Origin of the sequence: Serratia sp. Ser99 (assembly GCF_024519545.1) — a bacterium.
Classification (GTDB): Bacteria; Pseudomonadota; Gammaproteobacteria; order Enterobacterales; family Enterobacteriaceae; genus Serratia; species Serratia liquefaciens.
Genome location: NZ_JALJRT010000003.1, coordinates 138,315 through 163,708 on the forward strand (window position 1 = coordinate 138,315; position 25,394 = coordinate 163,708).

At 57.8% G+C, this 25,394-nt stretch carries 20 protein-coding genes; 14 read left to right on the top strand and 6 right to left on the bottom strand.

The window, feature by feature from the left end:
* Positions 1-4: 4 nt before the first annotated feature.
* A complete protein-coding gene (locus NR114_RS08365; RefSeq protein ID WP_149573575.1) occupies positions 5-682 on the top strand; it encodes an AroM family protein in 678 nt (225 codons plus the stop codon).
* Between the two features lie 211 nt (positions 683-893).
* Positions 894-1,184 carry a pyrimidine/purine nucleoside phosphorylase gene (gene ppnP, locus NR114_RS08370; protein WP_020825434.1) on the top strand — a complete coding sequence of 97 codons (291 nt, stop codon included), beginning with the start codon at positions 894-896 and terminating at the stop codon, positions 1,182-1,184.
* A 191-nt stretch (positions 1,185-1,375) separates the two neighbouring features.
* On the opposite strand, the gene rdgC is transcribed toward ppnP, so the two are convergent.
* Positions 1,376-2,287, bottom strand: coding sequence for a recombination-associated protein RdgC (gene rdgC, locus NR114_RS08375; RefSeq protein WP_020825435.1), 912 nt, complete (start codon positions 2,285-2,287; stop codon positions 1,376-1,378).
* A gap of 88 nt (positions 2,288-2,375) precedes the next feature.
* Positions 2,376-4,988: an ATP-binding protein gene (locus NR114_RS08380; protein WP_020825436.1), complete on the bottom strand. Its 2,613-nt coding sequence runs from the start codon at positions 4,986-4,988 to the stop codon at positions 2,376-2,378.
* A gap of 141 nt (positions 4,989-5,129) precedes the next feature.
* On the opposite strand from NR114_RS08380, the gene NR114_RS08385 reads away from it, so the two are divergent.
* The 6 genes from NR114_RS08385 to NR114_RS08410 all read left to right on the top strand — a co-directional run bounded on the left by NR114_RS08385 (position 5,130) and on the right by NR114_RS08410 (position 11,396).
* Positions 5,130-6,650, top strand: a complete 1,521-nt coding sequence (locus NR114_RS08385) for a sugar ABC transporter ATP-binding protein (RefSeq protein ID WP_234528969.1) — start codon at positions 5,130-5,132, stop codon at positions 6,648-6,650.
* Between the two features lie 32 nt (positions 6,651-6,682).
* Complete coding sequence (locus NR114_RS08390; protein ID WP_044548626.1) at positions 6,683-7,672, top strand: ribose ABC transporter permease; 990 nt, start codon at positions 6,683-6,685, stop codon at positions 7,670-7,672.
* Positions 7,673-7,820: 148 nt separating this feature from the next.
* A complete protein-coding gene (locus NR114_RS08395) occupies positions 7,821-8,762 on the top strand; it encodes an ABC transporter substrate-binding protein (protein WP_048759639.1) in 942 nt (313 codons plus the stop codon).
* Positions 8,763-8,824: 62 nt separating this feature from the next.
* Entirely contained in the window at positions 8,825-9,511 is a 687-nt protein-coding gene (locus tag NR114_RS08400) for a D-lyxose/D-mannose family sugar isomerase (RefSeq protein WP_234528968.1), read from the top strand.
* Positions 9,512-9,522: 11 nt separating this feature from the next.
* Positions 9,523-10,383, top strand: coding sequence for a ketose 1,6-bisphosphate aldolase (locus NR114_RS08405; protein WP_020825441.1), 861 nt, complete (start codon positions 9,523-9,525; stop codon positions 10,381-10,383).
* The gene (locus tag NR114_RS08410; protein WP_234528967.1) at positions 10,380-11,396 is read left to right on the top strand and encodes a carbohydrate kinase family protein; all 1,017 of its coding nucleotides are present in this window, start codon (positions 10,380-10,382) and stop codon (positions 11,394-11,396) included. Before NR114_RS08405 ends, NR114_RS08410 begins: the two co-directional genes overlap by 4 nt.
* On the opposite strand, the gene NR114_RS08415 is transcribed toward NR114_RS08410, so the two are convergent.
* Positions 11,371-12,111, bottom strand: coding sequence for a response regulator (locus NR114_RS08415; RefSeq protein WP_046374374.1), 741 nt, complete (start codon positions 12,109-12,111; stop codon positions 11,371-11,373). The genes NR114_RS08410 and NR114_RS08415 overlap by 26 nt on opposite strands.
* Positions 12,112-12,322: 211 nt before the next feature.
* Between NR114_RS08415 and mak the strand changes: the two genes are divergently transcribed.
* Positions 12,323-13,231, top strand: coding sequence for a fructokinase (gene mak / locus NR114_RS08420; RefSeq protein ID WP_048759636.1), 909 nt, complete (start codon positions 12,323-12,325; stop codon positions 13,229-13,231).
* 322 nt (positions 13,232-13,553) lie between these two features.
* On the opposite strand, the gene licT is transcribed toward mak, so the two are convergent.
* The 3 genes from licT to sbcD form a co-directional block, all read right to left on the bottom strand.
* Positions 13,554-14,396: a BglG family transcription antiterminator LicT gene (gene licT, locus NR114_RS08425; protein WP_041415225.1), complete on the bottom strand. Its 843-nt coding sequence runs from the start codon at positions 14,394-14,396 to the stop codon at positions 13,554-13,556.
* A gap of 195 nt (positions 14,397-14,591) precedes the next feature.
* A complete protein-coding gene (gene sbcC / locus NR114_RS08430) occupies positions 14,592-17,843 on the bottom strand; it encodes an exonuclease subunit SbcC (protein WP_234528966.1) in 3,252 nt (1,083 codons plus the stop codon).
* Positions 17,840-19,072, bottom strand: a complete 1,233-nt coding sequence (gene sbcD / locus NR114_RS08435) for an exonuclease subunit SbcD (protein ID WP_234528965.1) — start codon at positions 19,070-19,072, stop codon at positions 17,840-17,842. The genes sbcC and sbcD overlap by 4 nt, the downstream gene beginning before the upstream one ends.
* A 224-nt stretch (positions 19,073-19,296) precedes the next feature.
* Between sbcD and phoB the strand changes: the two genes are divergently transcribed.
* The 5 genes from phoB (at position 19,297) to brnQ (ending at position 25,364) form a co-directional block, all read left to right on the top strand.
* Positions 19,297-19,986, top strand: coding sequence for a phosphate response regulator transcription factor PhoB (gene phoB / locus NR114_RS08440; protein WP_020825449.1), 690 nt, complete (start codon positions 19,297-19,299; stop codon positions 19,984-19,986).
* A 24-nt stretch (positions 19,987-20,010) separates the two neighbouring features.
* On the top strand, positions 20,011-21,327 hold the full coding sequence (gene phoR / locus NR114_RS08445) for a phosphate regulon sensor histidine kinase PhoR (RefSeq protein WP_046374371.1): 1,317 nt from the start codon (positions 20,011-20,013) through the stop codon (positions 21,325-21,327).
* A gap of 14 nt (positions 21,328-21,341) precedes the next feature.
* Entirely contained in the window at positions 21,342-22,280 is a 939-nt protein-coding gene (locus NR114_RS08450) for a PstS family phosphate ABC transporter substrate-binding protein (RefSeq protein ID WP_046374370.1), read from the top strand.
* Between the two features lie 211 nt (positions 22,281-22,491).
* A complete protein-coding gene (locus NR114_RS08455; protein ID WP_234528964.1) occupies positions 22,492-23,598 on the top strand; it encodes a cobalamin-independent methionine synthase II family protein in 1,107 nt (368 codons plus the stop codon).
* 446 nt (positions 23,599-24,044) lie between these two features.
* Positions 24,045-25,364: a branched-chain amino acid transport system II carrier protein gene (gene brnQ / locus NR114_RS08460; RefSeq protein ID WP_020825453.1), complete on the top strand. Its 1,320-nt coding sequence runs from the start codon at positions 24,045-24,047 to the stop codon at positions 25,362-25,364.
* The last annotated feature ends 30 nt before the right edge of the window (positions 25,365-25,394 follow it).

Genomic DNA, 25,394 nt, shown 5'->3' on the forward strand with positions numbered 1-25,394 from the left:
CCGGATGAATGCCTCATTTGCCACGCTGACTATCGGCCAGGCGCCGCGTAACGACATCATGCCGCTGCTGTCGGCCTTTCTGCCCGCGGATCAGGTGAGGCATGTCGGGCTGTTGGATGGACTGAGCTTCGGCCAGATTGACCAAGGCTACGCTGCCATGGCCGGTGAGAAGGTGCTGGTTTCACGCTTGTTGGACGGTACGCAGGTGAGGCTGGGCGCCTCGCGGGTCGAAAAAGGATTGCAGCAGAAAATCCGTGAGCTGGAAGCCGAGGGCTGTGAAGTGATCCTGCTGCTATGCACCGGAGAATTTGGCCGACTGCACGCCGAACGCGCGCTGTTGCTGGAGCCGGATCGCATTATTCCGCCGCTGATTTCCGCCATTGTCAGCCAGCATCGGGTCGGCATTGTGGTGCCGGTAGCGGAGCAAATCAGCCAGCAAGCAGGCAAATGGCAACGGCTGGCGACGCCGCCCTGTTTCGCCGTGGCCAGTCCCTATCTGGCGGACGACGCGGTGCTGGAACGGGCGGCAAGTGAGTTGCAGCGACAAGGGGCGCAGGTGGTGGTGCTGGATTGCATCGGCTATCACCGCCAGCATCGCGATTTCCTGCAGGCGCGGCTTGAAATACCGGTGCTGCTATCCAACGTGCTGGTCGCCAAGTTAGCGGCTGAGCTAATTAACTGATTTAATATAGAATAAATCCTTAGCCTGGCGAATGACAGCGGCTGTCTGGCGCGTTTTTATCAGCGGATCCAGAGTGGCAGGCTGAGGAGCCATTGCCCAGCAGAATTTTACTCTGCGTCGCGATCGCATTTCGCGTGAAAAACCAGTGACAGATCAACCACAATCCCCCAATATGGATTTCCCATAAAGTTGATTACGCGGGTGCCAGTCTATGCTGAAAGTGAACGAGTATTTTGCCGGAAAAGTGAAGTCTATCGGTTTCGATAGTAGCAGCATCGGCCTTACCAGCGTCGGTGTGATGGAAGAGGGTGAGTACACCTTCACCACCGCACAGCCGGAAGAAATGACCGTGATTACCGGGGCGTTGAAAGTCCTGCTGCCGGGCTCGCCGGACTGGCAGGTGTTTATGCCGGGTGAGAAGTTCTTCGTACCGGGCCACAGTGAGTTCAACCTGCAGGTTGCCGATGCAACCGCTTATCTGTGCCGGTATTTGAGCAAGTAATTCATACCCTTCTTACTTGAAGCTGCTGCGTTGTTGGCTGCATGCGCCCACCCCAGTCACTTACTTGAGTAAGCTCCTGGGGATTCCCGCACTTGCCGCCTAGCTGCAACTCCAATTAATTTGGGTATGCTATCTGTGTTGCGAAGCTACTCATGTGGAACAAAGGCGCAGCGATTTGCGCCTTTGTGTACTTAACGCTGGGCTTCACCACCCAGAGCTTCGATGGTGTTTTTGATTAACGCCGCCAACTCACTGGTCATCAGGATGAAATCGGCATCAAAACGCTGGGCGAAGTCGTCACGATCGATATCGTCATTCTGCTCACGCAGCGTATCGGCGAACTTCAGACGCTTCAACGAGCCGTCATCCGCCAGCACCAGCTGAATGCGCTCTTGCCAGTCCACTGCCAGCTTGGTTACCAGTTTGCCGGCTTCAATATGTACCGCAATTTCATCGCTGATCAGGTTCTGCTTCTTGCAGCGGATCACGCCGCCGTCTTCCAGAATCGCTTTCAGTTCCGCCTCGTCCTGAATAATAAAGCCGGCCGGCAGTTCACCTGAACGCACCCATTCGGTCAGCGTCAGCTCGATCGGGCTTTCCATGGTCAATGGCACTACCGGCAGAGAGCCCAGGCTTTTGCGCAGCAGCGCCAGGGTATCTTCCGCGCGCTTGGCGCTGGCGGCGTCAACCATGATCAGATCGTTAACGGTGTCGATCCACATAAAGGTTTGGTTAAAACGGCTAAAGGCGCGCGGCAGCAGGCTGTGCAGCACTTCGTCTTTCAGCGCGTCTTTTTCGGTTTTCTTCAGTTTACGGTGCTGCTCGCCTTCGAGGCGTTCAATTTTGGCCTGCAGCTCTTGCTTGATGACCGGCGACGGCAGGATTTTTTCTTCCTTACGTGCGCAGATGACGATCTGGCCGTTAACCGCATGCGTCAATGCGTCGCTGTGGGAGCCCATCGGGGAGACCCAGCCGGTTTTCGCCATGTCCTGGCTGCCGCACGGGGTGAAAGCAAAAGCGCTGAGCTGTTTTTCCATTTCATCCGCGTTTAGCGCAACTTCGCGGCTCAAACGGTAAACCATCAAATTCTTAAACCACAGCATAATGTTATCCCTGGCTGGGCGTGCACCTGGCACGCTTATTCATCAAAAGCAGGGCGGCATAATAACGAATCAGAGGCGAAAAATCGCCTCATTCCCTCCGAATTGCGTCGCCGTCCGCGTTTGAACGTCGTGCTCGTTGCAGCGCCAACGCCAGTTGCCGCTGGCTGAAAGGCTTACGCAGCAGTTCAACGTTTGGCAGATTTTCTTCGTGCTGACGGCGGATGTCCTGGCCGCTGATCAGCAGGGCGGTAAGCTGTGGGTTAATCTCTCGCGCCAGTCCAATCACCTGTACGCCGTCCAGTTCGCCCGGCAGCATCAGGTCGCTGATCAGTATGTCTATATCCGGCGTCTGGCGCAGCAGCGCCAAAGCTTCCTGACTGTCCGCGCTGTCCAGCGTCAGGTAGCCGAGCTGGTGCAAGTGTTCGCACAGCGTATGGCGAACGTCATTTTCATCTTCCAGTACCAGCACCAGATTATCCGTGTTCTTGCATTCTTCGAGCTGCGGAGCGGGAACTTCCTCTATCGCCGCCGTAGGCGCTCGCGGGAGCTGCAGGCGCACCAACGTGCCTTTGCCCGGCGCGGTTTCAATTTGTACCCGTCCACCGGACTGGCGGACAAAGCCGTAAACCATCGACAGCCCCAGGCCACTGCCGCTGCCTACCGCCTTGGTGGTGAAGAAGGGTTCGAACACCTGAGCCTTCACCTCTTCCGACATGCCGCAGCCGGTATCAATCACTTCCAGCGCCACCATGTCCTGCTTTTTGCCGCCGCTGCGCACCACCCGTTGGTTGTAGATGCGAATATTCACCACCCCGCTGCGGCCTTCCATCGCATCCCGCGCGTTGACCACCAGGTTGATGAGCGCGTTCTCCAACTGATTGGCATCGATCCAGGCAGGCCAGCCAGGGCGCTGTGCCTCGATGCTCAGCGAGAGCGTGCTGGGCAGTGAATGGCGCAACAGCTCCTGCAAATTTTCCACCAGCGATTGCAGCGTGATGGCCTGCGGGTGCAGCGCCTGTTTTCGGGAAAAGGCCAGCAGCCGCTGGGTAAGCTGTGCGCCGCGTTCGGCGGCCTTCAGTGCCCGAATAATGCGCTGTTCGGTCTGTGCGTCCTGCGTTTGTTGAGTGGTCAGTTCCAGGCTGCCGATAATCACCGCCAGCAGGTTGTTGAAATCATGCGCCAGGCCGCCGGTGAGCTGGCCGACCGCCTTCATTTTCTGGCTGTGCAGCAGCGCTTCTTCCAGCGCTTTGCGCTCGGTGCGTTCCAGCACCACGTTAACCACGCCACGGTTCGGTACCGGACTGAAGCGTAGCTCTACGGTACGGCCATCGCTCAGGCGCAGTTCCTGCGGCTGTGGCAGTTCGCTAGACAGGTTGGCCAGCACCGCTTCCCAACGTTGACCCGCCGGTGGCGTAACCTGTTGCAGTAGCTCGCGGTAGTGCAAGCCGCGGTGCAGCTGGTGTTCGTTAAGCCCCAGCAGCAAGGGGTATTGCGGGTTCCACACCACCAGTTGACCGTCGTTATCAAACAGCGCAAAACCGTCGCGCATCGCCAGAAAGGTGGTTTCCAACTGGGTGCTTTTTTCTTTCAGCAGGCGGGAGGTCTGCTCCAGCGAGGCGGTGTTACGGGCAAAGACGTTAAATGCCCGAGCCAGCTCGCCCAGTTCGTCGCGGCGTTGCAGCGCCGGTACGCTGACGTCACGTTCGCCGCGCGCCAGCCTCGTCATGGCTCCGGCGATCGCCGTCAGGTTGGAACCGAGATTGCGGTAGATATACAGTCCGGCGAAGCCGGTAATCACCAGTGCCAGCAACGCGAACAGGCCGATAAACCAGCTTATGGAACTGAGCTCATGATGGGTCTGGTGGGTGCGCAGCTCCGACTCGTTGGCCACCTTTTGCACGTAAAGGTTGATATCGTCGTTGAGCATCGCGACTAACGCTTTGATATGGTAGGTGTAATAGGCCAGGGCCAGGTCGCTTTGCTCCAGCTCCAGCGTTTCGGGCAGCAGGCGCTGTTCGCTGAGCCGAAACTGCCGCATTTTCTCGTCTACCAGGACATCCGGGCTGTGTTGCGGCCAGTAGGCCATAACGTTGTCGAGCTGCTGGGCTGCGGCCTTGGGAGTAGGGGTCTGTATGGCGATCGCCAGCAACCGGTCGATCTGGCTAAGCAGCGGCTGCGAGGGCTGGTTGAGGTTATTGCGCTGATTGAGGGTGGCGATATGCCGTAGCGTGCTCTGCGACTGATACAGCCCGCTGAGCAGGATATTGCGCTGCAGATGCCGTTGGTGTCCCAGATCCAGCATGCGCGTTACGCTGCTTTCCAGCGCGTTGCTGCGGCTGATGATGCGCTTGACCAGCGCCGGTTCGCTGTGGGCCAACGGGGCGTCTGCCAGCCGGCTGAGTGAGGTTTGCAGCACCAGTTGCGTTTGCTTCAGCCGGGCGGATTCGCTCTGGTATTCCAGCGCACCCACCACTTGCGAGAGCCGAATAGCCGCGGTCGCCACGTTGGAGGTATCCCGGCTAAGCGCCATGCTGCCGTTCATTTCTGCCAGGGTTTGCGCCTGCATCTGTTCCTGCAGCTTGCCCGCATGGTAGAAACCGAAGATCGCCACGCCGCTGACCATCAGCGTCACCGCCACCACCAGCAGATTGAACATCAACAGGCGCCCACGCGCGCCGGCAAGGAAAGGCAGTCTGCGCATCGAATCCCCCGTAACTGACTGTTCGCAGTATAAATCCCCGTCCCATTAACAATATGACAAAGATGAACGGGCGCTGACATTTTGCATTTATTTATGCGTGGTTAACTGCATGCCATCCGAACCGCAACCTGAGGTATGACGATGAGCGCGACCCCGATTCTGGAAATGCACAACATCGCCAAGAGTTTTGGTCAGTTCTATGCGCTGAAAGGCGTCAACCTGACGGTATATCGCGGTGAGATCCACGCGCTAATGGGTGAAAACGGCGCGGGTAAAAGTACCTTAATGAAAATATTGGCCGGCGCTTATATCGCCAGCAGCGGGGAAATCTTTATCGATGGGCAGCCGTTCGCCATCAAGGGGCCAAAAGATGCCCTGGCGGCAGGCATCACGTTGATTTACCAGGAAATGAATTTGGCCCCGAATCTGACGGTGGCGGAAAACATTTTTCTGGGCAACGAGATCCAGCGTGGCGGCCTGGTGAAGCGCGGGCAGATGTTGCTGGAAGCGCAGAAGGTGATCGATCGTTTGGGGGCGCAGTTCAGCGCCGGCGATCGCGTGATGAAATTAACCATCGCCGAGCAGCAACAGGTGGAAATCGCGCGTGCGCTGCACCGTAACAGCCGCATTCTGGTGATGGACGAACCTACAGCGGCGCTTTCTTCACGCGAAACGCATCGACTGTTCGAGCTGATCAAACGGCTACGCGATGAAGGCATGGCAATCATTTATATCAGCCACCGCATGGCGGAGGTGTACGAGCTGTCGGATCGCGTCAGCGTGCTGCGCGACGGTCAGTATGTTGGCAGCCTGATGCGCGACAAGCTGTCCGCCAGCGAGTTGGTGCGCATGATGGTGGGCCGCCCGCTGAGCGACTTGTTCAATAAGGAACAGAGCATCCCGGTGGGGGAACCTCGCCTGACGCTGCACGGCCTGACTGACGGCAAAAAGGTGAAGCCGGTCAGCCTTCAGGTCCGCGCCGGTGAAATTGTCGGCCTTGCCGGGCTGGTGGGCGCCGGTCGTTCCGAACTGGCGCAGCTGATTTTCGGCGTGCGCAAGTCCAGTGGCGGTACGGTGGAAGTCGACGGCAAGCCGGCCAGTATCCACTCGCCGCGCGATGCCATTGCTCTGGGCATCGGCTTTCTCACCGAAAACCGCAAGGAGCAGGGGTTGTTTCTCGATCTGGCCGCGCATGAAAACATCGTGATGGCGACGCTGGAACGTGACGGTCGCTATGGCCTGCTCAATCGCCGCAAGGCGCAGCGTATCTCCAGTGACGCTATCGGCCTGCTGAATATCCGCGTGCCACATGCTCAGGTGCGGGCCGGCGGCCTGTCCGGCGGTAATCAGCAAAAGCTGCTGATTTCACGCTGGGTAGCCATTGGCCCACGGATCCTGATCCTCGATGAACCGACACGCGGTGTGGACGTGGGGGCCAAGAGCGAGATCTATCGCATCATGAGCCAGATGGCACAGCAGGGCGTGGCGATCCTGATGATTTCCAGTGAATTGCCTGAGGTGGTCGGCATGAGCGACCGGGTTTACGTGATGCACGAAGGCAGCATTGTCGGGGAACTGGGCGGCGGTGAGATCAGCCAGGAAAACATCATGACGCTGGCCACCGGCGTTGACACCACCCAACCGCAGGCGACTACCGCATGAATAATTCCATCCCTACGCTCAAGGAGCCGACCATGACTTCGAATCCATTGCCGCCAGGCGCAAAAAATCCGACGCTGAAACGGGCACTGTTGGGCGATATGATGCAAACCGTCGGTATCTTGCCGATATTGATCCTGATTGTCGCGGTTTTCGGCTTTGTTGCCCCGAATTTCTTTACCGATGCCAACCTGCTGAATATCGCCCGGCAGGCGTCGATCAACATCGTGTTGGCGGCGGGCATGACCTTTATCATCCTGACCGGCGGCATCGATCTTTCGGTCGGTTCGATGCTGGGCACCACCGCGGTGGTAGCGATGGCGGTGTCACTGATGCCTGGCATGGCTGGAATGTCGATCCCGCTGGCGCTGTTGGCCGGTTTGGGCATGGGGCTGTTTAATGGTTTTCTGGTGGCCTACGCTGGCCTGCCGCCGTTTATCGTCACCCTCGGTACCTACACCGCACTGCGCGGTGCCGCTTATCTGTTGGCGGACGGCACCACCATCATCAATTCCAATATCAGTTTTGAATGGATCGGCAACGCCTACCTGGGGCCTATCCCCTGGTTGGTGATTATTGCCTTTGCGGTGATTGCCGTGTGCTGGTTCATTCTGCGCCGTACCACGCTGGGGGTTCATATCTACGCGGTAGGCGGCAACATGCAGGCGGCGCGCCTGACCGGGATCAAGGTCGGTGCCGTGCTGCTGTTCGTCTATGGCATGAGCGGCCTGCTGTCCGGGTTGGGTGGGGTGATGAGCGCCTCCCGGCTTTACAGCGCCAACGGCAACCTCGGTATGGGCTATGAGCTGGATGCGATCGCCGCAGTCATTCTTGGCGGCACCAGCTTCGTCGGCGGCATCGGTACCATTACCGGCACGCTGGTAGGGGCGTTGATTATCGCCACCCTGAACAACGGCATGACGTTAATGGGCGTTTCTTATTTTTGGCAGTTGGTGATCAAAGGGGCGGTGATCATCATCGCGGTGTTAATCGACAAGTACCGCACCCGCAATTATCAACACTGATCTACCCGTCCTCTTTCAAGCCGCAGCGTTGTGACTTGCACTCGCTGCCACTGGAAATCCATAGGGCAAGGTTGAGTGAGAAAGAAAGGTTGGTTGGCGCCCACCGGGGCAGGTTTTTCGTATCTCAGAAAATAATGAGGAAAACACTATGCGTTTCAAACCATTGATTACCGCTTTGCTGGTTACCGCCGCGCTCGGCAGTGCTTCGTTGGTGCAGGCGAAAGAGTTGAAATCGATAGGGGTGACGGTGGGCGATCTGGCCAACCCGTTCTTTGTGCAGATCACCAAAGGTGCGGAACTGAAAGCGCGCGAACTGGCCGGTGACAAGGTTAACGTGACGCTGGTGTCGAGTGGTTACGATCTCGGTCAACAGGTGGCGCAGATCGATAACTTTATCGCCGCCAAGGTCGATATGATCATCCTGAACGCCGCAGATTCCAAGGGTATCGGCCCGGCGGTGAAACGCGCCAAGGACGCCGGCATCGTGGTGGTGGCGGTTGACGTAGCGGCCGAAGGTGCCGATGCCACCATCACCTCGGACAACACCCAGGCCGGCGCCATGGCCTGTAAATACATCAGCGATCGCCTGAAAGAGAAAGGCAACGTGGTGATCATCAACGGCCCACCGGTGTCCGCGGTACAGAACCGGGTAGAAGGCTGCATGACCGAACTGAAGAAACACCCGGAGATCAAGCTGCTGTCCTATAACCAGAACGCCAAGGGCAGCCGCGAAGGCGGACTGGAGATCATGACCGCGCTGTTGGCGGCCAATCCGAAGATCGACGGCGTATTCGCGATTAACGATCCTACGGCGATCGGCGCCGATCTGGCCGCCAAGCAGGCGCAGCGCAGCGAGTTCTTCATCGTTGGCGTAGACGGATCGCCGGATGGCGAAGAGGCGCTCAAGCGCGGCAACTCGCTGTTTGTGGCAACCCCTGCACAGGATCCGCAGGTGATGGCGGCCAAGGCGGTCGAGATCGGTTACGAAATTCTGCAGGGTAAACCCGCACCAACCGGGCCGGTGCTGATCCCGGTCACCATGATCGATAAAAACAATATCGGCAGCTACAAAGGCTGGACGGTGAAATAACCTGCTATCGGCGGGGTCTGCTACGCCAGGCCCCTCATTTCATCCCCACTTTCGGAGGCGATATGAACCGTTCCGCCGTGAACCAGATTCTGCAACAAACCCAGCATTTTTTTGCCCGCTTCGACGTCCATCTGCCGCCCTTTGCGCACTTTAGCCCAACCGTTTGGCGTCAGCTCGATCGTCAGCCGTGGCAGGAGGTATTCGACCTGAAGCTGGGTTGGGACGTCACGGCGTTCGGCGGCGAGGATTTTGCTCACAAGGGGCTGACGCTGTTCACGTTGCGAAACGGTTCGCCCGGCGGTCAACCTTATGCCAAATGCTATGCGGAGAAAATCATGCATTGCCGCGAAGCACAGGTGACGCCGATGCATTTCCACTGGCGCAAGCGGGAAGACATCATCAATCGCGGTGGCGGCAACCTGATCGTCGAGCTGCATAACGCCGATCCGCAGGAAGGGCTGGCCGACAGCCCGGTGACCGTGACCCTGGACGGTTGCCGACAGACTCACGCCGCCGGTTCACGCCTGCGGCTGGCGCCGGGGGAAAGCATCTGCCTGACGCCGGGCATCTATCACAGCTTTTGGGGCGAGGAAGGTTTCGGCGACGTGTTGGTGGGTGAGGTTTCGACGGTGAATGACGACGACAACGATAACCGTTTCCTGACGCCGCTCAGCCGCTTTAGCCAGATCGAAGAGGATCAGCCGCCCCAGTGGTTGCTGTGTAACGAATACTTGCGCTTTATCGATTAAGGAGATGCACCATGGCATTGATTTCACTGGCACAGGGGTTAGCGCACGCGCGTCAACACGGCTATGCGCTGGGTGCGTTCAACGTGCTCGACAGCCATTTCCTGCGCGCGTTGTTTGCCGCGGCGCAGGCCGCGCGATCGCCCTTTATCATCAATATTGCCGAAGTCCACTTTAAGTACGTGTCGCTGGAGTCTTTGGTCGCGGCGATCAAAAGTGAGGCGGCGCAGCACGACATTCCGGTGGTGTTGAACCTCGATCACGGTCTGCATTTTGAGGCGGTGGTGCAGGCATTGCGTCTCGGATTCAGCTCGGTGATGTTCGACGGTTCCGGCCTGAGTTATGAAGAAAATGTGCGTCAAACGCAGGAAGTGGTGCGCATGTGCCATGCGGTGGGCGTCTCGGTGGAGGCTGAACTGGGTGCCGTCGGCGGTGACGAAGGCGGTGCTCTGTATGGCGAGGCCGACAGCAATAAATTTACCGACCCGCAGCGGGCACGCGAGTTTGTCGAATTAACCGACATCGATGCACTGGCAGTGGCGATCGGCAACGCGCACGGTAAATACAAGGGCGAACCTAAGCTCGATTTCGAACGTTTGGCGGCTATCCAGCAACAGGCTGGCATTCCTTTGGTGCTGCACGGCGGTTCCGGCATCAGCGATGCAGACTTCAAGCGGGCCATCGGCCTGGGCATTCACAAAATCAACTTCTATACCGGCATGTCGCAAGCGGCGCTGGGGGCGATTGAACAGCGGATGACGCAGCGTCACGCGATTTATGATGAGTTTGCCGAAGTGCTGCTGGCGGTGGAGCGCTCGATCAGCGAAGTGGTGCAGCAGCAGATGCATATTTTCGGCAGCGCCGGGCGGTTGTGATGAGCCGGCGTGGCATTGTTTCTGCCGGTAACATGCTGGTGGATCATGTCCATCAAATTGCGCATTGGCCTCAGCCGGGCTGGCTGGTGGAGATTGAACATAGCCAGCGTGCCACCGGCGGTGCGCCGCTTAATGTATTGCTGACGCTGGCGCGTATGGAAACCGGGTTGCCGCTGGCGGCGCTGGGGCTGATCGGCTGCGATGCCGATGGTGACTATATTTTGCAAATGCTGGCGCAGTACCAAGTCGACAGCGGCCGGGTGCGTCGCAGCGAAACGGCGATGACCTCGATGTCGCAGGTGATGACCGAGCCGGGTGGACAGCGGACCTTTTTCCATGCGCCGGGCGCGAATCGGTTGTTGGACCTCGGCGATTTTGACGCGCTGCACAGCAATCATAAAATTTTCCACCTGGGCTATCTGCTGCTGCTCGACAGCCTGGATTGTCCAGACGAGGAATTCGGCACCCGTAGCGCACGCCTGCTGGCGCAAATGCAGCAGCGCGGTTACCAGACTTCGTTGGATCTGGTGTCGCGCCAGGGCGATCCTCGCTATCGGTCTTTGGTGTTGCCGGCGCTGCGCTGGCTGGACTATCTGGTGATCAACGAGCTGGAAGCCGGTGAGTTTACCGGACTGGCGCTGCGTACGGCTAATGGCTCGTTACAGCAGTCACTGATGGCGCAGGCCGCAGAACAATTATTGCAGGCCGGTGTGCGGCGGCGGGTGGTGATCCATTGCCCGGAAGGGGCTTACGGGCTGGAGAGCGGTGGTGAAGCGCGTTGGCAACCCTCATGGCAGATGAGGGAAGCTGAAATCGTCGGCAGCGTCGGCGCCGGTGATGCGTTCTGCGCCGGCGTGCTGTACGCCAGCCATGAAGACTGGCCTTTGGTGGAGACCCTGCAGCTGGCGCATGCCTGTGCGCGTTTCAACCTGCTGTGCGCCAATGCTATCGACGGTGCTCGGCCGTTGCCGGAACTGCAGGATTTTATCAGGCGGCAGCCACCGGCTGGCTGACGTCGGCGGCAAAGACGTAACCCAGCCCGCGAATGGTGCGGATCAGTTCGGGCTGGTGCGGATTGATTTCGATCTTGCGGCGCAGCCGCATGATCAGCACGTCGATAGTGCGATCGAAGACCTCCAGCGTTTCGCCGTGGGTCAGCTCCAGCAGGCGATCGCGCGTCAGTACTTTACGCGCATGTTGTACCAGCGCCAGCAACAAGCCGTATTCGCCCTGAGTCAGATCGACAGCCTGGCGCTGAGGGTTGTGCAGCGTGCAGCGGTTGGTGTCCAGACACCAGCCGTTGAACTGCCAGCCCTCCGCTCTGGTCTGGCCGACAGCGGCAGGTTCCAACGCCAGCGCACCGGTACGGCGCAAAACCGCCTTGGCGCGAGCGACCACCACGCGTGGATTAAAGGGTTTGGCGATGTAATCGTCGGCGCCCATTTCCAGGCCGACCACCACGTCGGACTCGGCACCGAGACCGGTCAGCATCACCACCGGCAGATCCGGACGCAGGCGGTGGATCTGCTGTAACACCAGCAGGCCGTTGGTGTCCGGCAGGATCAGATCCAGCAGCACCAGCGCAATATCCGGCTGCTGGCTGAGTAGCGTCAGCGCCTCGCTGCCCCGGTGGCAGGCATGTACGGTAAACACGTGCTCATTGAGCACGTCACAAAGCAGATCACAGATAGCGGGATCGTCGTCGACGATCAATATGGCAGGTTTCATCGCTGCTCTCCGAATTTTATGATGCGTAAAAATGTTATCAATAGGTTAACTGATAAAATCCAGTGTACCCGATGGCTAATTAATAAGCGGCAGCCGGTGCGGTTCTGATGCGGAAATTGCCATCGCCGTCACACTCGGCGTTAATGGGGTGATCCCGAAAGCCGGTTACATTAGGCTGTAGCAACGTTGTTGTGCATTGAGGAGAAAAATCGTGCGCATTGGTATCGACCTGGGTGGCACTAAAATTGAAGTGATCGCGTTGGCCAACGACGGACGGGAACTGTTCCGCCATCGTATTGCCACGCCGCGCCATGACTATCAGCAAACGCTGGAGGCCATCACCGGTCTGGTGAAACTGGCGGAAGAAAATACTGGGCAGCAGGGATCGGTCGGGGTGGGCATTCCCGGTACGTTGTCGCCTTATACCGGCTTGGTAAAAAACGCCAACTCGGTGTGGCTCAACGGCCAACCTCTGGACAAAGACCTGTCGGCGATGCTGGCGCGTGAAGTCCGCATCGCCAACGACGCCAACTGCCTGGCGGTTTCGGAAGCTACCGACGGCGCGGCCGCCGGCAAACAAACGGTGTTTGCGGTGATTATTGGCACCGGCTGCGGCGCAGGGGTGGCAATCAACGGCCAGGCGCATTCGGGCGGTAACGGCATCTCTGGCGAATGGGGGCATAACCCGCTGCCGTGGCTGGACGATGACGAACTGCGTTTTCGTGCAGAGGTTCCCTGCTACTGCGGCAAACAGGGCTGTATCGAGACCTTTATCTCCGGCACCGGCTTTGCCACCGATTATGCGCGCCTGAGCGGTAATCCGCTAAAGGGGCATGAGATCATGGCGCTGGTGGCGCAGGGAGATACCCTGGCGGAGCAAGCCATTAGCCGCTATGAGCTGCGGTTGGCCAAATCGCTGGCGCACGTGATCAATATTTTTGATCCGGACGTGGTGGTGTTGGGCGGCGGTATGAGCAATGTGGACCGTCTTTATCAGCGTGTGCCGCAGTTGGTGAAATCCTGGGTTTTCGGTGGCGAGTGTGAAACCCCGATCCGTAAAGCCGTTCACGGTGACTCCAGCGGCGTACGCGGTGCAGCTTGGCTGTGGCCGCAAGTGTAACTGTTGCAAAAAAGCGCGGGCCTGCTCGCGCTTTAATCCATTCACCGTATAAAAACCAGACGCGCTCTATGCTTTAGCTAACTTAGCTGATGAATGAGGCGTCTGCTGCTGGATACCCATGCGCTGCTGTGGTGTCTGACAGACGATGCCTGCCTGGGGAAAAGGCCAGAAAGCAAATCGCCGACCCCGCTAATCTGGTGTTTGTCAGCGCGGCCAGCATTTGGGAGATTTCGATCGCATGCTGCTCGCCCAGGCACAGGCCGAAGGGTTGACGTTGGTTTCCGCCGTACGGCATTCGGGTGTTTGACGCCCGTCGCTAAACCTATCTTGCCTCGCTTTCGCTGCGCACCCGTTCGATATGAATGGTCAGAAACATCATCTCTTCCCGCGTGAGTTGATGCTGATAGTTTTTTTCGATGTGTTGATTGATCTTGCCTGCGCAGGCGAAGGAGTCAGGGTACTTTTCTTTGACCACCAGATAGAGTGAGTCGTCATCGCTGTCGACGTAGTTTTTACCCAGTAGACGCTGGGCGAAGAACTTCAGGTGAGTGATAAAGCGGTGATAGCTCAGGGCTTCTTCGTTGTAGTCAAAACGGAAATGGTATTTGACGATATTCAGGATTTCCTGCATGACGCGAGTGATATGCAGGGTGTTGTGCATTTCATCGTTCAACTGGGCGTTGACCAGGTGCAGGGCAATAAACCCGGCTTCGTCCTCCGGCAGCGTGGTGCCCAGCCGTTCGGCGATCAGCGTCAGTGCCTCCAGCCCGACGGCAAATTCGGCCGGGTAGAGCTTCTTGATTTCCCACAGCAGCACGTTTTTGATGTCCAGCCCCTGGGCATGGCGCTGCAGCGCAAAGTGGATGTGATCGGTCAGCGTGATATAAACGATGTTATGCAGCTTGCCCGGCAAGCGCTGGCGGGCGAGGGTGATGATTTTGTCGGCCGTGGTCACGCAGGCCAGGGGGATCTCCGACAGCAGCGTTTTAAAGCGCTCAGCCATTTCGCTGCCGTTAAGGGTGAAGACCTTCTCGATCAGGTTTTCGTCCAGCAGATCGCCAGCCTTCTTTTTAAAGCCGATACCTTTTCCCATAACCACCGTCTCTTCCTGACGGTCGTCCAGCGTAATCACCACGTTATTATTAAGTATTTTTGCGATCTTCATGGTTTTTCCCGGATGTTTCAGCATGCTGAAAACGAAAAAACCTGACGTCCAGGAGCGATCCCGTGCGTCAGGTTTTGCCTGTATATTTACAGTAACAATCCTGTTATCGATAGCATCATAAACCTTGTCAGCGGCGGCTCAATGTTTTTGACCGGGGAGTGACGCCACGGTCACATTTCCGAGCTCAGGGTCACGTTATTCCAGCCGGAACTGCGGCTCCAGCCGGCTGATACCCAGGCCGTTCACCTTTTTCACCTTAATCTGCACTGGAATACGATCTTTCATGGCTTCAACGTGGCTGATCACGCCGATGGTTTTGCCGGAGGCGTTCAGGCTGTCCAGTGCGTCCAGCGCGGTGTCCAGAGTTTCCGCATCCAGCGTACCGAAGCCCTCGTCAAGGAACAACGAATCGATACTGGTCTTGTGGCTGACCAGATCGGACAGCGCCAGCGCCAGCGCAAGGCTCACCAGGAAGCTTTCACCGCCGGACAGGGTTCGAGTGTCGCGCAGTGCGTCCGCCTGCCAGGTGTCCACCACCTGCAATTCCAGTGCATCACTGGTTTTGCGCTGCAGCAGATAGCGGCCGTGCAACCGGCCCAACTGGTTATTGGCCAGGTACACCAGATGATCGAGCGTCAGTCCTTGGGCAAACTTACGGAATTTATCCCCCTCTTTGGAGCCGATGAGCTGATTGAGGTAGCTCCAGTCGTCGTACTGTTGCTGACTTTGGCTGATTTGCTCAAACAGCGACTGCTGATTGAGACGGCGCGCGGCATCACTTTCCAACTGGTTGCGCACTTCACCCTGTCGGAGCTGCAGAGTTTTGAGCTGCTGTGCCAGCGCGGCCAGATCCTGGCCCAGGGTTTGGGGATCGGCCTGGCTTTCATCCAGCCCTTCCGGACGCTGTTGGCGTTGCTGTTCCAGATTGGCTACGGCCTGGGCCAGCAGGGCGCTGGCTTCAACCTGCCGTTGCTGCAGCTGCTCTTTGCGCCGTTGCAATTGTTGGCGCTGATCGTCATTCAACAGGGCAGCGTTGAAGGCCGCTTCGTCGTCGAATTCGCTGGTGGACAACGCTTGCAGCCAATCTTGCTCCGCCTGTTGCAGCCGTTCGGCCAGGTGCAACAGCTGTTGCTGCAACCCGGTGAGTTGCCCGCCAAGACGATCGCGTTGTTCCTGCGCCTTCTGCCAGTGCTCTGCGGCCAGTTGTATAGCCTGTTCGCAGGCCGTCTGCCGGGCACGCAGCTGTTCACGCACCTGCACGATTTGCTGTTCGCCAAACAGCGCCAGCCGCTGCGTACGTTGTTCGCCCAGAGCTTGCTCTGCTTCTTGACGCTGTTGCTGCAGGCGTTGCTGCTGCGATTGGGCCTCGGCGTGGCTTTTTTCCAGCAGGCTGAAACGCTCGTCCAGCAGTGCCTTTTCTTGCTGCGCTTGTTGCTGCTGTGTCTGCAGTGCGGCCAACCGGTCTTTAGCCTGCTGTACCGCCTGGGCTGCCTGCTCGTGTTGCAGCAGACTGGCCTGAGCCTGACGCTCCTCATTGTCGCAGTCGCTTAACCACTGGCTAAGGCGAGCGGTGTCCTGCAGATCAAAATCAAACGCCAGAGGCGTGCTGAGGGTTTGCCATTGCTGACGATGAGCGGCCAGCTGTTGTTCATCTTGGCCGATAAGATGTTGCTGGCGCTGCAGTTGCTCTTTCAGGCTTTCGCAGCGGGTGCGCAGCTCGGTGCCCTGGGTGTACAAAGCCTCGGTTTTGACGCGCATATCGGCCAGACGCAGTGCTGTCTCAGAGGGTTTTACCGCCTGATACTGTTCGATGGCCGGATGTTCGGCTGAGCCGCACAGTGGACAAGGTTCGCCGGTTTGCAGGCGAGCGCGTTCCGCCTCCAGGCTGACGATGCGTTGCTCCAGCTCAAGGGCTTTCTCTACGTCCGTCTGATGTGCTTTTTGCTGTTTGTACTGCTGGCGTGTTTCTTCAAGCTGCTTTTCAAGCTCGCTGAGCTGGGTCTGACGGGCCGTGAACTCCTTGCGTTGTTGTTCCAGACGTTCGCTGACCTGGCCAAACAGCGAGGAGAGGGTAAATAATTGCTGGCGCACCGGACGCAGCTCGGCCAGTTCGGTCTGACGTTGGCGCAGCGCTGTTAGGGGGGCTTGGGCTTCCAGCGCATTTTGCTGCTGTTGCTGCGCTGCCAGTGCGGCAGTGAGGCCGTTAAGCTGCTCCTGCTGCTGTCCGGCCTGGGCGGTGAGCCGGGCTCGTAAAACCTCAAGTTGTTCCAGCTCCGCTTGTTGCTGAGCGTACTGTTGCGTGGCGGCATTGCAGGCCTGTTGCAGTTCTGTCTGCGTTTTTTGCAACTGGGTTATCTGGTGGTCGAGCGGGACGATCTGCTCGTCGATCAGACGTTGTTGGATCTGCTGGTGTTCGACATGCGCCTGCAGTTGAGCACGTGCTTGTTCCACCGCCTGCTGCAACGGGGTCATCTGGGCAAGCTGTTGCTCCTGTTGCTGCGTCAACTGGGCAATCTGCTGTTGTAGCGCCTGTTGATCGCTGCGGCAGCGGTTGCGTTCGTTGAGCAGTGGGCGCAGTTTCTCTGCCGGCTCGCTGCGCGCCAACTGCTGAAGTTGCGGTTCTGCCTCAGCCTGCTCCTGTTGTACGGCGCTCAACTGACGCTGGTATTCCTGCTGTTTCTGCTGCGTCTGCTGCCATTGCTGTAGCCAGTTTAACGCCCGTTGCTGACGCTGGGTCTGTTCGCTGAGGGCATTTTCCTGCGAACTGAGCTCCACGAGCTGGCTTTCCAGCTGTTGGCGCTGTTCTTCGTTCAGCAACTCAATGCCGCTGGCGCGCTGATGCAACGCGTCCAGATCGGTTTTGGCCTGTTTGTGCTGCTCGAAAACGCGCTCGGAAAGCTGGCCGTAAATCTCGGTGCCGGTCAACTCTTCCAGCAGTTCGGCGCGATCATTGGCATCGGCATTCAGGAAGGCAGCGAACTGCCCCTGAGACAACATCATCGATTTGGTAAAACGACCGAAATCCAGCCCGGTGATCGCGGCGGTAAGATCCAGCTTGTCGCGGACTTTATCGGCCAGGATTTTGCCGTCATCGCGCAGCGCCAGCTCCACCTTCGGCGCCTGCAGGTTGCCGTCCGGGGAGTTTTTGGCACGGCGCTGGCTCCAGAACGCGCGGTAACCGACACCTTTAACCTCAAACTCGACCTCCGCCAGCGACTCGGCGGTGTGGCGGGTCATCAGCTCATTTTGGCTTGGCGTGACATTCAGGCGCGGCGTCTGGTGGTACAGTGCCAGACAGATGGCGTCCAGCAGGGTGGTTTTACCCGCGCCGGTGGGGCCGGTGATGGCAAATAATCCGTTGCTGGCGAAGGGCTCGACGGTGAAGTCTATCTTCCATTCCCCCTGCAGCGAATTGAGGTTTTTTAATCTCAGGCTGAGGATTTTCATTGGTTCGGCTCCTGATCCTGGTGCCGTACGGCTTCGACCACCTGTTGGAACATCTGACTCATTCGCTGTTTGCGCGCTTCGGCCATCTCGGGTTCCTGCGCCAGCCGCCGCTCAAAGACCTCGGTGACGCTCAGTTCGTTGAGCGTTTCTTTGTCTTGCTGTTCAATGGCCTGACGACGCTGCTCCTTACTGCGGCGCAGCAGCACGACCTCTACCGGCAGTTGATCGACCAGCAGCTGAATGCGACGCTGAATGTCGCTAAGGTAATCCTGGGTCGCCACTTCGATATCCAGCCATACCGGTAATTCACCCTGATAATCGGCGAACAGCCGTAATTGTTGCTCGATCTGCGCCAAATCTCCCTTAATGAGCTGCATCGGTTGGAAGCTTGGGATCTCCAACGCGCTGACTTGCTGCAGGGCACCCGCCGCGAAATCCACCATAAACACGCTTTTGGCCTTGCCCAACTCGTCAAAACTGAGCGGGATAGGGGAGCCGCTGTAGCGAATATGTTCAGATTTGGCGACGTTTTGCGCGCGATGAATATGCCCCAGCGCGATGTAATCGGCCGGCGGGAACGCCTGTGCGGGGAAGGCGTCCAGCGTACCAATATAGATGTCGCGCACCGAGTCGGACGTGGTGACGCCGACGGTGGTCAGATGGCCGGTAGCGACGATGGGCAGCGGCAAGCCCAGCGCATCACGGCGCGCACAGGCGGCCTGGTACAGGGTGTGATAGTGGTCGGCGATAGACTCTTGCAGCGCCTGCTGTTTTTGCACCCCGGACTCACCGGCGCGGCTGGTGAGCAGATCGCGCGGGCGCAGAAAAGGAATGGCGCACAATACCGCACCCGGTTGGCCGTCGCGTTGATTCAGCACCAGCACCTGTTGTTCGATTTCGCTCTGCGCATTGGCGATCACGGTGGTATTCAGGCAGGAAAGTAATTCACGCGATTCATTTAAGGTGGCCACGGAGTCGTGATTGCCGCCCAACACCACCAACTGGCAGCCGGTACGCTGCAGTTCCACCACGAAGCGGTTATACAGCTCGCGGGCGTAGCTTGGCGGCGAGCCGGTATCGAACAGATCCCCGGCGACGATCAGCGCGTCCACCTGGTGTTGTTCGATCTGTTCGATCAGCCAGCGCAGAAAGGCCTGATGCTCGGCGGCGCGGCTTTTGGTGAAAAAGTACTGGCCAAGATGCCAGTCAGAGGTGTGGATCAGGCGCATGACACTCCCGGGGCGATAGGGTAATGGCGGTGATTATAAAGGGCGTTGCGGCGGCTGTCGTGACGCAATCATTATGACAACTGAATGATTTTTCTTTGACGTTGGAAATAATCGCTATGCTTACTGCCTATAACAGCCCGCTTTTTTCATAAAAGTGTCACAAAACTGACGCATAATGGCGCCCGCAATCAACTGTGATCGCTAACACATTGGCAGGATTGACGATGGCAAGACGCATACTGGTGGTGGAAGACGAAGCGCCGATCCGTGAGATGGTGTGCTTTGTGTTGGAACAGAATGGTTACCAACCGTTGGAAGCTGAGGATTATGACAGCGCCGTGACGCGCCTGTCTGAGCCGTTCCCTGATTTAGTGTTGCTCGACTGGATGTTACCCGGGGGATCCGGCATTCAGTTTATTAAACATATGAAGCGTGAAGCGCTGACCCGCGATATTCCGGTGATGATGTTGACCGCGCGCGGTGAAGAAGAAGACCGGGTGCGCGGCCTGGAAGTCGGGGCGGATGATTACATCACCAAACCCTTCTCACCGAAGGAACTGGTGGCGCGCATCAAGGCGGTAATGCGCCGTATTTCACCGATGGCGGTGGAAGAAGTGATTGAAATGCAAGGGCTGAGCCTGGACCCTTCCTCACACCGCGTGATGGCTAACGAACAAGCGCTGGATATGGGGCCGACCGAGTTCAAGCTGTTGCACTTCTTTATGACCCATCCTGAACGCGTTTATAGCCGTGAGCAGTTGCTTAATCACGTCTGGGGCACTAACGTTTATGTGGAAGACCGCACCGTTGACGTGCACATCCGTCGGCTCCGTAAGGCGTTAGAGACCAGTGGTCATGACAAAATGGTTCAAACCGTTCGGGGCACCGGCTACCGATTCTCAACGCGCTACTGATCGCGCCGCGCTGGAGAATATGCCGTGTTAGAACGTCTATCCTGGAAGAGGCTGGCCCTGGAGCTGGCCCTTTTCTGCCTGCCTGCCTTACTGTTGGGGCTGATTTTCGGTTATCTGCCCTGGCTGCTGCTGGCCTCCGTGCTGGCGGCGTTGGTATGGAATTTCTACAATCAACTCAAACTTTCCCACTGGCTGTGGGTTGACCGCAGCATGACGCCGCCGCCTGGCCGCTGGAGCTGGGAACCGCTGTTTTACGGCTTGTATCAGATGCAGCAACGGAACCGTCGTCGGCGTCGTGAGCTGGCGCTGTTGATCAAACGCTTCCGTAGCGGAGCGGAATCGCTGCCCGATGCGGTAGTGATGACTACCGTCGAAGGTAATATCTTTTGGTGCAACGGGTTGGCACAGCATTTGCTGGGTTTCCGCTGGCCGGAAGACAATGGCCAGCACATTCTCAACCTGTTGCGTTATCCGGAGTTCAGTCACTATCTGCAACAGCAGGAGTTCTCCCGCCCTTTGACGCTGCAACTGAATAACGAGCATTACGTCGAGTTTCGTGTGATGCCCTACTCCGAAGGGCAATTATTGATGGTAGCCCGCGATGTGACCCAGATGCGTCAACTGGAAGGGGCTCGGCGCAACTTCTTCGCTAACGTCAGCCACGAGCTGCGCACGCCGCTGACGGTATTGCAGGGTTACCTGGAAATGATGAGCGACGAAGAGCTGGATGGTTCGCTGCGCGGTAAGGCGTTGGGCACCATGCAGGAGCAGACTCGCCGCATGGACGGACTGGTCAAGCAACTGCTGACGCTGTCGCGCATCGAGGCGGCGCCTAACGTTGAAATGAACGAGCGGGTTGATATCCCCCTGATGTTGCGGGTGTTACAACGTGAGGCGCAATCGCTGAGCGGCGGCAACCACGAAATCACCTTCCGGGTGAATGAGCAGTTGAAAGTGTTCGGTAACGATGACCAACTTCGCAGTGCGGTGTCGAATCTGGTGTATAACGCCGTCAATCATACGCCGAAAGGCACCAATATTGAGGTCAGCTGGCAGCAGACGCCAAACGGAGCGCAGTTTCAGGTCAGTGATAATGGGCCGGGCATCGCGGCCGAACATATTCCCCGTTTGACCGAACGCTTCTACCGCGTTGACAAAGCTCGTTCACGCCAGACCGGCGGCAGTGGGCTGGGGTTGGCGATCGTCAAGCATGCGCTCAGTCACCACGATGCGCGGCTGGAGATCCTTAGCGAGCAGGGCATCGGCACCCGATTTATCTTTACCTTGCCTAACCGGTTGATTGTTCCCGCAGCTTTGTCAGAGAATGCGGTGAAAAATTAACGCGAGAGGCTGGCATGATCCGAATCACCCGAGGGCTGTTGCTTTGCCTGGCGCTGTTGGCAAGCCGAGGCGCGCTGGCACAGCCGGATGGCATGCTGTCCGGCAACCTGTCTAGCGTCGGCTCCGATACGCTGGCGAACCTGATGGCGCTGTGGGCGCAGGACTTCAGCCAGCATTATCCCAACGTTAATCTGCAAATCCAGGCCGCCGGTTCCTCCACGGCGCCAACCGCATTGGCGGCTGGTGCAGCGCAGCTTGGCCCGATGAGTCGCCCGATGAAGGCCGCGGAAGTCTCTGCATTCGAGCATCGTTACGGTTATGCGCCGTTGGCGGTACCGGTCGCGGTCGATGCGCTGGTGGTGCTGGTGCATCAGGACAATCCGCTGCGCGGTCTTAATCTGCAGCAGCTCGACCGAATTTTCTCCGCGACTCTGCGCTGTGGCGAGAGCCAGCCTTTGACGAGGTGGGGGGAACTGGGGCTGACGGGTGATTGGCAACAGCGTGCGCTGCAACGTTTTGGACGTAATTCGGCCTCCGGCACCTACGGCTATTTCAAACTGCGTGCGCTGTGTGGCGGCGATTTTATGCCGCGCGTCAATGAGCTGCCGGGCTCGGCTTCAGTCGTGCAGGCGGTGGCCGGTTCGCTGAACAGTATCGGGTATGCCAGTATCGGTTTTCGCGCCAGCGGCGTACGGCTGTTGCCGTTAGCGGAGACCGGCCAAAACTATGTGACGCCAAATGACGCCAACGTGCGTAACGGCAGCTATCCGTTGTCGCGCTATCTGTATATTTACATTAATAAAGCGCCCAACCAGCCGCTGGAGCCGCTGACGGCGGCATTTCTCGATCGCGTGCTGTCGGACACCGGGCAAAATCTGGTTAATCACGACGGCTATCTGCCACTGCCGCCACAGACTCTGCAGAAAACCCGCCTGGCGCTGGGCCTGCAATAAGCCTGCCTCTGGGCACCTTGAGTGCCCAACATGAATTTCTTTCATCCCCTGTGAAAATTCTTCCGTTGCCGCCCGTCAGTCGACGTGACAGCATGCTGATTATAAGTCATCTAGACGTCTGGAAGTCTATTTAATAACCCGGCGTAATAGTTCACACTGTAAATCACTGAGGCAAAGGCACGAGCTTTTGCCGGCTAGCGGGAGTCATATTATGTGCGATTGCAATTCTGCCTTTCACGCTGACGTTGTCGGCAGTCTGTTACGCCCTGCGGCGCTGAAAACCGCTCGCCAACAGTTTCTGCAGGGCGAGATTGATGCCCTTCAGTTACGGGAAGTTGAAGACCAACAGATCCGTCTGGCGGTGGCAAAACAGAAAGATCTCGGTTTGGCGGTCGTGACGGATGGAGAGTTTCGTCGAGCGTGGTGGCACTTCGACTTTTTGGAAGGGCTGGACGGCGTGGAAGGTTATGACGCGGAGCAGGGGATCCAGTTTAACGGCGTACAGACGCGGGCGCGCAGTATCAAGGTGGTCGGCAAATTGGGCTTCAACCCGCAGCATCCGATGCTGGAGGACTTTCGTTTTCTGAAGGCCATCGCCGGTGATGCGGTGCCGAAGATGACCATTCCAAGCCCGAGCGTGCTGCACTTTCGCGGTGGGCGTAAGGCCATCGACAGCCAGGTTTATCCGGATCTGAACGCCTATTTTGACGATCTGGCGCAGACCTACCGCGAGGCGATCAAGGCGTTTTATGATGCCGGTTGCCGCTATCTGCAACTGGATGACACCGTGTGGGCCTACCTGTGCTCTGACGATCAACGGCGACAGATCCGCGAGCGTGGAGAGGATCCGGATCTTCTGGCGCGCATTTACGCGGATGTGCTGAATGCGGCGATCGCCGACAAGCCGGAGGATCTGATCATCGGGTTGCACGTTTGCCGCGGTAATTTCCGCTCCACCTGGATCTCCGAGGGCGGCTATGAACCTGTGGCGGAGATCCTGTTTGGTCAGGTGAATATCGACGCTTTCTTCCTGGAATACGACAATGAGCGTTCCGGTGGTTTCGAGCCGCTGCGTTTTATCAAGCCGGGCAAACAGCAGGTGGTGCTGGGCCTGATTACCACCAAAAACGGGGAACTGGAAAACCCCGAGCAGGTGAAACAAAGGCTTGAAGAGGCGGCGCAGTTTGTCGATCGTCGACAGCTTTGCCTCAGCACCCAGTGCGGTTTCGCTTCGACTGAAGAGGGCAACAGCCTGAGTGAGCAGCAGCAGTGGAATAAGCTGCAAAGCGTGGTGAATATTGCCAAGCAGGTTTGGTAGGGCAAAAAATCGGTTCAGACCGCGCGGAAACTGGTGGTTTATTGGCGGTTTCGCGCGGTCATGAGGCATCTTCTTCACGTTTTGTGAATGCGTTGCTCAAAAATGATACAAATCATGTATTGTATATTTATTGATAGCCCCTATGATCGACTGGTGTCGAAAGATAATCTGGTCGATAGCTCTGCTTTTTGTCATGCGACTTGCCTTTCAACGCTATAAACGTTTAACTTAGCCTCCGTTGTCGGACTAAACCTCCATTTATAACTCCTAAAACTCTGCCCATCATCATGAGTGGTCACTTTCGAATAAGGACAAAACGCCGGACGTTATGCGTTTTCTGCTCTTATTGGTCTCGCGATGAAATGGCAAGCCGGCAACCGGATGGGGCTTAACGCTACCTCCATATCGGGCATTTTTTTTCATTTGAACAGGCAACACGACATCGTATGAGTCATCGTTTAACGTCAAAAGATATTATCGCATTGGGTTTTATGACCTTTGCCTTATTCGTCGGCGCCGGGAATATCATTTTCCCGCCGATGGTCGGTTTACAGTCCGGTGAACACGTCTGGACCGCAGCTATCGGCTTTCTGATCACCGCCGTCGGTCTGCCGGTGATGACCGTGATCGCCCTGGCGCGCGTCGGTGGCGGCATTGACGCCCTGAGCTCGCCGATTGGCCGTCGCGCCGGTCTGCTGCTGGCTACCGTCTGCTATCTGGCCGTAGGCCCGCTGTTCGCCACGCCGCGTACCGCGACCGTCTCCTTTGAAGTGGGCATTGCACCGCTGACCGGTGATGGCGCCATGCCGCTGTTTATTTACAGCCTGGTGTACTTCGCGTTGGTGATCGGCATCTCGCTGTATCCGGGCCGCCTGCTTGATACCGTGGGTCACGTGCTGGCACCGTTGAAAATTGTTGCGCTGGGCGCGCTCGGCATCGCCGCGCTGGTTTGGCCGGCAGGTACGCCTATCCCGGCGACCGACATTTATCAGAACGTTCCTTTCTCTTCCGGCTTCGTCAACGGCTATCTGACCATGGATACGCTGGGCGCACTGGTATTCGGCATCGTCATCGTTAATGCTGCGCGTTCCCGCGGCGTCAAAGATGCCGGTTTGCTGACGCGTTACACCATTCTGGCCGGGCTGATTGCCGGTGTGGGCCTGACGCTGGTTTATCTGAGCCTGTTTAAACTGGGCTCCGGCAGCGGCGTGTTGGTACCCGACGCGACCAACGGCGCGGTGATCCTGCATGCTTACGTGCAAAACACCTTCGGTGGGCTGGGCAGCTTCTTCCTGGCGGCGCTGATTTTCATCGCCTGTATGGTGACTGCGGTTGGCCTGACCTGCGCTTGCGCAGAGTTCTTTGCCCAATATCTGCCGTTCTCCTACAAGACGCTGGTGTTTATTCTGGGGCTGTTCTCGATGGTGGTGTCCAACCTGGGCCTGAGCCATCTGATCCAAATCTCCATTCCGGTGCTGACCGCGATTTACCCGCCGTGCATCGTGCTGGTGGTGCTGAGCTTCACCCTGCGTTGGTGGAACAGCGCGCCGCGTATTATCGCGCCGGTGATGTTAGTCAGCCTGTTGTTTGGTATCCTTGACGCGGTGAAAGCGTCCGCCTTCCAGCAAGTGCTGCCGGATTGGACCAATCACCTGCCGCTGGCAGAACAGGGTCTGGCATGGTTGTCGCCTTCGCTGTTGATGCTGGTGCTGGTCGCGATTTATGACCGGGTTTGTACGCGTTCCGAAGTGACCGCGCACTCCTAATCCCCCGGCTAAATTTTGGGCCACGGACTT